1 protein-coding gene is annotated in these 279 nt (G+C 67.4%); it reads left to right on the plus strand.

The genetic code is table 11. The features are described from left to right. On the plus strand, positions 1 to 279 hold a 279-nt coding region (locus tag L0U88_RS20815; RefSeq protein ID WP_234868804.1), incomplete at both ends, for a hypothetical protein.

A 279-nucleotide genomic window follows, 5' to 3' on the forward strand; every position in this document is an offset into this window, starting at 1 on the left:
GCCCACCACGCGTGCCGAGATGGACGCGCTGGGCTGGGACAGCTGCGACATCGTCATCGTCTCGGGCGACGCCTATGTCGACCACCCCAGCTTCGGCATGGCCGTCATCGGGCGCATGCTGGAGAACCAGGGCTTCCGCGTGGGCATCATCGCCCAGCCCGACTGGCTGAGCGCCGAGCCCTTCAAGGCGCTGGGCAAGCCCAACCTGTTCTGGGGCGTCACGGCCGGCAACATGGACTCCATGATCAACCGGTACACGGCCGACCGCAAACTGCGCAG

Origin of the sequence: Flavihumibacter fluminis, assembly GCF_021491375.1 — a bacterium.
Classification (GTDB): Bacteria; Bacteroidota; Bacteroidia; order Chitinophagales; family Chitinophagaceae; genus Flavihumibacter; species Flavihumibacter fluminis.